This window comes from Enterobacter sp. CGMCC 5087 (assembly GCF_003144775.1).
Classification (GTDB): domain Bacteria; phylum Pseudomonadota; class Gammaproteobacteria; order Enterobacterales; family Enterobacteriaceae; genus Enterobacter; species Enterobacter cloacae_M.
The window spans coordinates 1-6,876 of record NZ_QFXN01000065.1; the positions used below are offsets into that span (position 1 = coordinate 1).

General features: G+C 56.6%; 5 protein-coding genes. 2 read left to right on the forward strand and 3 right to left on the reverse strand.

Annotated features, from left to right (window positions below):
- Positions 1–90: 90 nt before the first annotated feature.
- Entirely contained in the window at positions 91–807 is a 717-nt protein-coding gene (locus tag DEO48_RS05440) for a DUF554 domain-containing protein (protein ID WP_109844577.1), read from the reverse strand.
- Positions 808–988: 181 nt separating this feature from the next.
- Here DEO48_RS05440 and DEO48_RS05445 point away from each other — a divergent pair, with 181 nt between their 5' ends.
- Entirely contained in the window at positions 989–3,124 is a 2,136-nt protein-coding gene (locus DEO48_RS05445; RefSeq protein WP_109844578.1) for an ornithine decarboxylase, read from the forward strand.
- 99 nt (positions 3,125–3,223) lie between these two features.
- Here the strand turns inward: DEO48_RS05445 and DEO48_RS05450 are convergent, their stop codons facing one another.
- Together DEO48_RS05450 and DEO48_RS05455 are read right to left on the reverse strand one after the other, a co-directional pair.
- On the reverse strand, positions 3,224–3,916 hold the full coding sequence (locus tag DEO48_RS05450; protein WP_109844579.1) for a response regulator: 693 nt from the start codon (positions 3,914–3,916) through the stop codon (positions 3,224–3,226).
- The gene (locus tag DEO48_RS05455; protein ID WP_109844580.1) at positions 3,906–5,531 is read right to left on the reverse strand and encodes a sensor histidine kinase; all 1,626 of its coding nucleotides are present in this window, start codon (positions 5,529–5,531) and stop codon (positions 3,906–3,908) included. Before DEO48_RS05455 ends, DEO48_RS05450 begins: the two co-directional genes overlap by 11 nt.
- 344 nt (positions 5,532–5,875) lie before the next feature.
- Here DEO48_RS05455 and DEO48_RS05460 point away from each other — a divergent pair.
- Positions 5,876–6,876: 2-hydroxycarboxylate transporter family protein (locus DEO48_RS05460; protein ID WP_109844581.1), on the forward strand; the 1,001-nt coding region annotated here is incomplete at its 3' end.

Genomic DNA, 6,876 nt, shown 5'->3' on the forward strand with positions numbered 1-6,876 from the left:
GGCGCATTAAACCCGATCTGCCCCGTGGCGTCAACGAAAAATGTTGTTTTCGTTACAGACTGCGCAATCTCTCACCATTTCGCCGCATCCTTAAGCGAAAAAGTGCGTCCAGAGCGCGGAGAGCGGCATGGCGAGCAGCAGTGCGGGCAGCATGTTCACCACGGCAAACATCTTAATCCCACAGATGCGCAGCCCGGTAGCCAGCAGCAGCAGGCCGCCGACGGCGGTAAAGTCTGCCATCATTGCGGGCGTGGTTAGCGGAAGAATTAGCGTGGCGCAGGTAGCCAGAGCCAGCTGGATAAGCAGCATCGGGATGCAAATCGCCGCCACGGCAATGCCGAGCGTGGTGGCAAAAATAGTGGCGGTGAAGAAATCAAGAAACGCTTTTGCAATCAATATGCTTGGGTCGCCGGTCATCCCTTCCTGCATTGAACCGAAAATCCCGGTGCCGCTGGCGCAAAACAGAATGATGATGGCGACATAGTTCTGAATAAACGTCTCGTGCGTGCCGTGTTTCGCCTTGCCGCCCGGTCGGGCAATCAGGTTTTTGGCTTTACTCACCGCGCTGTTGATGCCTTTTTCCAGATAGCAGAATTCGCCAATCAGCGCGCCGAGCAGGGTGGCCAGCACCATCACCGGCAGGTTGGCGCATTTGACCACCAACAGAATACCGATCCCTAACGATGCCAGGCCGAATATCGACGGCATGGAGGTGCGAATACGCTCCGGCAACCGCTGGCTCAGCACGGCGCCGAGTACGCCGCCCAGCAATACGGCTCCTGCGTTAATAAATGGCCCGATAACCAAAGTTAACTCCTGTTATTTAATCATTGATATTGCATTATTATGGCACGGCAGGGCTTCGTGGGCCTTAGCTTTGGTTGATTTCGTGCATACTGATTCCTTCTTGCACCTCAAAATAAAAGGTGACATTATTGCGCGAATTTTCTCCTCTCTGTCTCACCGCCCGGTGAGGGTAACTGCGCCTATGAAAACCATGAAAATTGCCGTCAGCCGCGAGCTGCTCTCAACTGTGTCTACGCACCGCGAAAAGGTGACGCTGGACAGCACGGATTTCACCGATGTGGCAGCCGTCGTCATGACGACGACAGAGAGTCGCAGCGGCATCCTTGCATTGCTGAAACGCACGGGCTTTCATTTACCGGTGTTTATTTTCTCGCAGGAGCCAACGGAGGTACCTGACGGCGCCACCGCGGTTATCTCGGGTAAAGCTCAGGAGTTTCTGGAGCTGGAGAGCGCTGCCAGCCGCTACGAAGAGAACCTGCTGCCGCCCTTTTTTGACACCCTGAGCCAGTATGTGGAGATGGGCAACAGCACTTTCGCCTGTCCAGGACACCAGCACGGCGCCTTTTTCAAAAAACACCCGGCAGGGCGGCAGTTCTATGATTTCTTCGGTGAGAACGTATTTCGCGCCGACATGTGCAATGCCGACGTGAAGCTGGGCGATCTGCTGATCCACGAAGGGTCCGCCAAACACGCGCAAAAGTTCGCGGCAAAAGTGTTCAACGCAGATAAAACCTACTTCGTGCTGAACGGCACCTCAGCGGCCAATAAGGTGGTGACCAACGCGCTGCTGACCCGCGGCGACCTGGTGCTGTTCGACCGCAATAACCATAAATCCAACCACCACGGGGCGCTGATCCAGGCGGGCGCCACGCCGGTTTATCTTGAGGCGGCGCGTAACCCGTTTGGCTTTATTGGCGGAATTGACGACCACTGCTTTGACGATGCCTATCTGCGGGATCTTATCCGCGAGGCGGCGCCGGAAAAGGCCGACGAGGCGCGTCCGTTCCGCCTGGCGATCATTCAGCTTGGCACCTACGACGGGACGATCTACAACGCCCGCCAGGTGATCGACAAGATCGGTCATCTGTGTGACTACATCCTCTTTGACTCCGCCTGGGTGGGCTACGAGCAGTTTATTCCAATGATGGCGGAAACGTCCCCGCTCTTGCTGGAATTGAACGAGAACGATCCGGGGATTTTCGTGACCCAGTCGGTGCACAAACAGCAGGCCGGGTTCTCGCAAACGTCGCAGATCCATAAAAAGGATAACCACATCCGCGGCCAGGCGCGCTTCTGCCCGCACAAGCGGCTGAACAATGCGTTTATGCTGCATGCCTCCACCAGCCCGTTTTACCCGCTGTTCGCCGCGCTGGATGTGAATGCCAAGATCCACGAAGGGGAAAGCGGACGCAGGCTGTGGGCGGAGTGCGTCGAGCTGGGGATTGAGGCGCGCAAGGCAATCATTGCCAACTGTCATATGATCAAACCGTTTATCCCGCCGGTGGTGGCGGGGCGGCCGTGGCAGGATCATCCGACGCACGCCATTGCCAGCGAGCTGCGCTTCTTCAGCTTTGAGCCGGGGGCCAAATGGCACGGGTTTGAGGGCTATGCCCGCGAGCAGTACTTTGTCGACCCGTGCAAGCTCCTGCTGACCACGCCGGGTATCGATGCCGAAACCGGGGAGTACACGGATTTCGGGATCCCGGCGACGATTCTGGCGCACTACCTGCGCGAAAACGGCATCGTGCCGGAGAAATGCGACCTCAACTCGATCCTGTTCCTGCTAACGCCTGCCGAAAGCAGCGAGAAGCTGGCGCAGCTGGTTGCGATGCTGGGCCAGTTCGAACAGCATATTGAAGACGACACGCCGCTGGCGGACGTGCTGCCGACGATCTTCCAGAAATACCCGGTGCGCTACCGGGATTACACCCTCCGCCAGCTGTGTCAGGAGATGCACGATCTTTACGTCAGCTTTGACGTGAAGGATCTGCAGAAGGCGATGTTCCGCAAGGAGAGCCTGCCTGAGGTGGCGATGAACCCGCAGGATGCAAACCGGGCGTATATTCGCGGTGAGGTGGAGCTGGTTCGCATACGGGATGCCGCAGGGCGCATTGCTGCCGAAGGGGCGCTGCCCTATCCGCCGGGCGTACTGTGCGTGGTGCCGGGTGAGGTCTGGGGCGGGGCGGTACAGCGTTACTTCCTCGCGCTGGAGGAGGGCATCAACCTGCTGCCGGGCTTCTCGCCGGAGCTGCAGGGGGTTTACAGCGAGAAGGATGCCGACGGGATTAAGCGGCTGTATGGGTATGTGTTGAAGTAGACCCCCTCACCCTAACCCTCTCCCCAAAGGGGAGAGGGGATTGCACGGAGCCGTCTTTTCACCCTCGCCCCTTTGGGGAGAGGGCCGGGGTGAGGGGAGTTAAACCGCACTACGCTTGTACATCCTCCTCGGATGCCCGATCTTCCCGTACAGCATCTCCACGCTGAGAAACCCCGTCTCCACGCAGTGCTCCAGATAGCGACGGGTGGTGGTTTTACTCAATCCCGTCTCGCTCACCACCTCATCCACGGTAAAGCAGTGCGTTGCCTTGTCGTTAAACAGCGACTGCACCCGCGCCAGCGTATTTTCCTCAATGCCCTTGCTGCCGTTGTCCTGGCGGTAATTTTTTGCCTGAAGCTGATACAGCGAATCCACGTTCTGCTGGTCGACAATCTTCCAGACCCGCTGTTGTTCGGCAAACTGCACGAAGCGCTCCAGCGACTGGCTGAGCCGCTTCCAGGAGACGGGCTTGAGGATGTAGTCGAACGCGCCGTTGCGAATCGCCTGGCTGCAGGTGTCCATATCGCTGGCGGCAGTAATAAAAATCACCGAGCAGTTGGCGCGGGCCAGCATGGGGTTATTGATAAGCGAGATACCTTTGCCGTCCGGCAGGTAGTTATCCAGCAGCATCAGCTGCGGCTGTCTGCTTTCAAGCTCTGCCTGGGCCGCAGCCAGCGACGAGGCAATGCCTACCAGCCTCAGACGCGGGTGTTTGTCTATCAGCTCCGCGTGCAGTTGCGCCAGTTCGTTCTCGTCTTCAACAATCAGTACGTCGATAAGTTCATGTTGCATAGTCGGTGTCTTCCAGTTGCCGGGCGGTTCCCGTGGCCGGGATAAACAAGGAGAAAATGGCGCCGCGCGGGGTATTGTCGGCAACTTCTATCGCGCCGCCAGCCTGTGTGACGTAGCTTTCGATCAGATACAGGCCAATCCCATGATCGCCGCGCGTTTTGGTGGTGATGCCGCGTTCAAAAATCCGGTCACGGATCGCCGGTGTAATGCCAACGCCCTGGTCGGCCACTTCAATAATCAGCTCATGTTCGCTGAGCTTTATCAGCACTTCTACCGGCGCGTGGGGAAGCGGCGACCGCTGTGTCGCTTCGATGGCGTTATCCAGCAGGTTGCCAATAATTGAAATCAGCTCTTGCTCACCAAGGGGCAGGAACGGTCTGTCCAGCCGACAGCCCGGGTCGAAACACAGCTCGACGCCTTTCTCCCGCGCGCGGGCGGCTTTCCCCAGCAGCAGGCCGCACAGGGTCGGTGAACTGAAGCGCGAAGAGATAAAGTCCAGCAGCTCCTGGGCATGTTCCGACTGCGCCTGAATGTAGCCAATGGCTTCCTCGTAGCGGCCCATATGCAGCAGGCCGGAGAGGGTGGTCATCCTGTTTAACTGCTCGTGGCGCATAATGCGCAGGTTATCAACATAGCGTTTTACCTGGCTGAGCTGGGCGCTCAGCGAGTCGATCTCGTTGCGATCGCGGAAGGTGATCACCCAGCCCTGCAGCGACCCCTCAAGCATGATGTGGACCCGGCTGGCAATCACCGTCAGATCGTTAAAACGGCAAATCTCATCATGGGTATCTTTCGCCAGCATCGTCTGCGTGTCGAAGAACGGGACCGGATCGATCACCTGGCTTATCAGCTGCCCGCGCAGCTCACGGGCCGGCTGGCTCAGCCCCAGCAGCTTGCGCGCCGCCTGGTTGATGACTTCAATCCGCCTTTGATCGTCAATGGCAATTACGCCTTCATAAATAGACTCCATCAACGCCTTCTGCTGGCGCACCAGCAGGCCGATCTCGCGCGGCTCGAGGGAGAAGATCTGCTTCTTAATACTGCGGGTAAAGAACCAGGAGAAGATAAAGAGAGCAATCAGCAGCAGCACCGCGGCAATCAGGATATTGACCACTTTACTGACGGTAATGGTGTCCAGGTAGCTGGTGAGATAGCCGACCGAAACAATGCCGACCACCTGTCCGGCAGCGTTGAAGATGGGGGCCTTACTGCGCAGCGAAATGCCCAACCCGCCTTTGCGGATGGTGGTGGTGCTTTTACCCTGCAATACGGCTTCGTTGTCACCGCCTACCAGCGTGGTGCCCACTCTGTCGGCGAAGACGGAGTGAAAAAGATGCTGGCCCTTATTATCGCCAATCACAATAAAGCTGGCGTCACTGTGCGCAGAAATCTTCTGCATAAAATCATGGATGGCGATGATATTCTTTTGTTCAACTTCATGTCGCAATGTTGGAATAAGTGCAATCTCTTCAGCCTGTATTTTGGCGCGCGTGCTCATTTCCTGATAAAGCTGTTTCCCGACATCGGCATAATAATATCCGCCCAGTAACGCAAAAAGCACTGAGAAAAAGGCAACCAGCGAAATAAACAGCTTTATCTGGAAAGAGACTTTCATAACTCTCACGCAAGGTAGCGACAAAGATCGCCAATATATCATCTTTTTTCGCGCGGACGTCCGCTTTGCCGAAAACTTGTGATCCCTTGCACAGCGGGCGTTGTAAAAGCATCATCCCAAAGACGGGTGGCCTCTGGCTGCACGAATAAATGTTATTTGTTTGTTCAATTCAGAAAAGAAACCATAAAAACCACGACCATAAATAAGGCATAAATCACATTAAATAAAAGAAACCATTAAAACCATAGCTGCCATTAAAACTTCGCTTTTAATATGTCATTCCTCACATAAAGTAAGCCTTTTTGACTCTAAGCTGAACGCACAAAATAACCAAGGGGCTTATTATGAGCACAACTGACGATTCTTTCTCTGTTACCCACGACCCGATTGAAATTCAGCGGCCTTCGCTTAAAGAGCGCTGGTGGCATATTATGGATACCTGGAAAATCGGGATTATTCCTCTGCCGCTGTTCGTTCTGGCGGGCGCGCTGATCGCGATTGATTGCCTGGGCGGAAAACTGCCGAGCGATATCGTGGTGATGGTGGCGACGCTGGCCTTCTTCGGCTTTGCCTGCGGCGAGTTTGGCAAACGCCTGCCGATTGTCGGCAAGCTCGGTGCGGCGGCGATTTGCGCCACCTTTATCCCTTCCGCGCTGGTCTATTATGGCCTGCTGCCGGACGTGGTGGTCGAGTCCACCACCAAATTCTACAAATCCACCAACATTCTCTATCTCTACATCTGCTGCATTATCGTCGGCAGCATCATGAGCATGAACCGCACGGTGCTGATTCAGGGCTTCCTGCGCATCTTCTTCCCGATGCTGTGCGGTGAAGTTGTCGGCATGCTGGTGGGGATGGGCGTGGGCCTGGCGCTGGGTCTTGAGCCATTCCAGATCTTCTTCTTTATCATTCTGCCGATTATGGCGGGCGGCGTCGGGGAAGGGGCAATCCCGCTTTCCATTGGCTATGCCACCCTGCTGCACATGGACCAGGGCGTGGCGCTCGGTCGCGTGCTGCCGATGGTAATGCTCGGCGGTCTGACCGCAATCATCATCTCCGGCTGCCTGAACCAGCTCGGTAAACGCTTCCCGCACCTGACCGGTGAAGGCCAGCTGATGCCTAACCGCGCGAATGCCGATGCTACGGTCTCTCAGCCTGCGTTTTCCGGCAAAGCGGACGTCACCACTATCGCCTCCGGCGCGCTGCTGGCGGTGCTGCTCTACATGCTGGGCATGCTCGGCCACAAGCTGATTGGCCTGCCCGCACCGGTCGGCATGCTGTTTATGGCGGTACTGGTGAAGCTCTGCAACGGCGCCTCTCCGCGCCTGCTCGAAGGCTCTCAGGT

Coding starts and splice junctions, on each gene's coding strand:
- DEO48_RS05445 (WP_109844578.1), top strand. CDS start 989: ATGAAAACCATGAAAATTGCCGTCAGCCGCGAGCTGCTCTCAACTGTG.
- DEO48_RS05450 (WP_109844579.1), bottom strand. CDS start 3,916: ATGCAACATGAACTTATCGACGTACTGATTGTTGAAGACGAGAACGAA.
- DEO48_RS05455 (WP_109844580.1), bottom strand. CDS start 5,531: ATGAAAGTCTCTTTCCAGATAAAGCTGTTTATTTCGCTGGTTGCCTTT.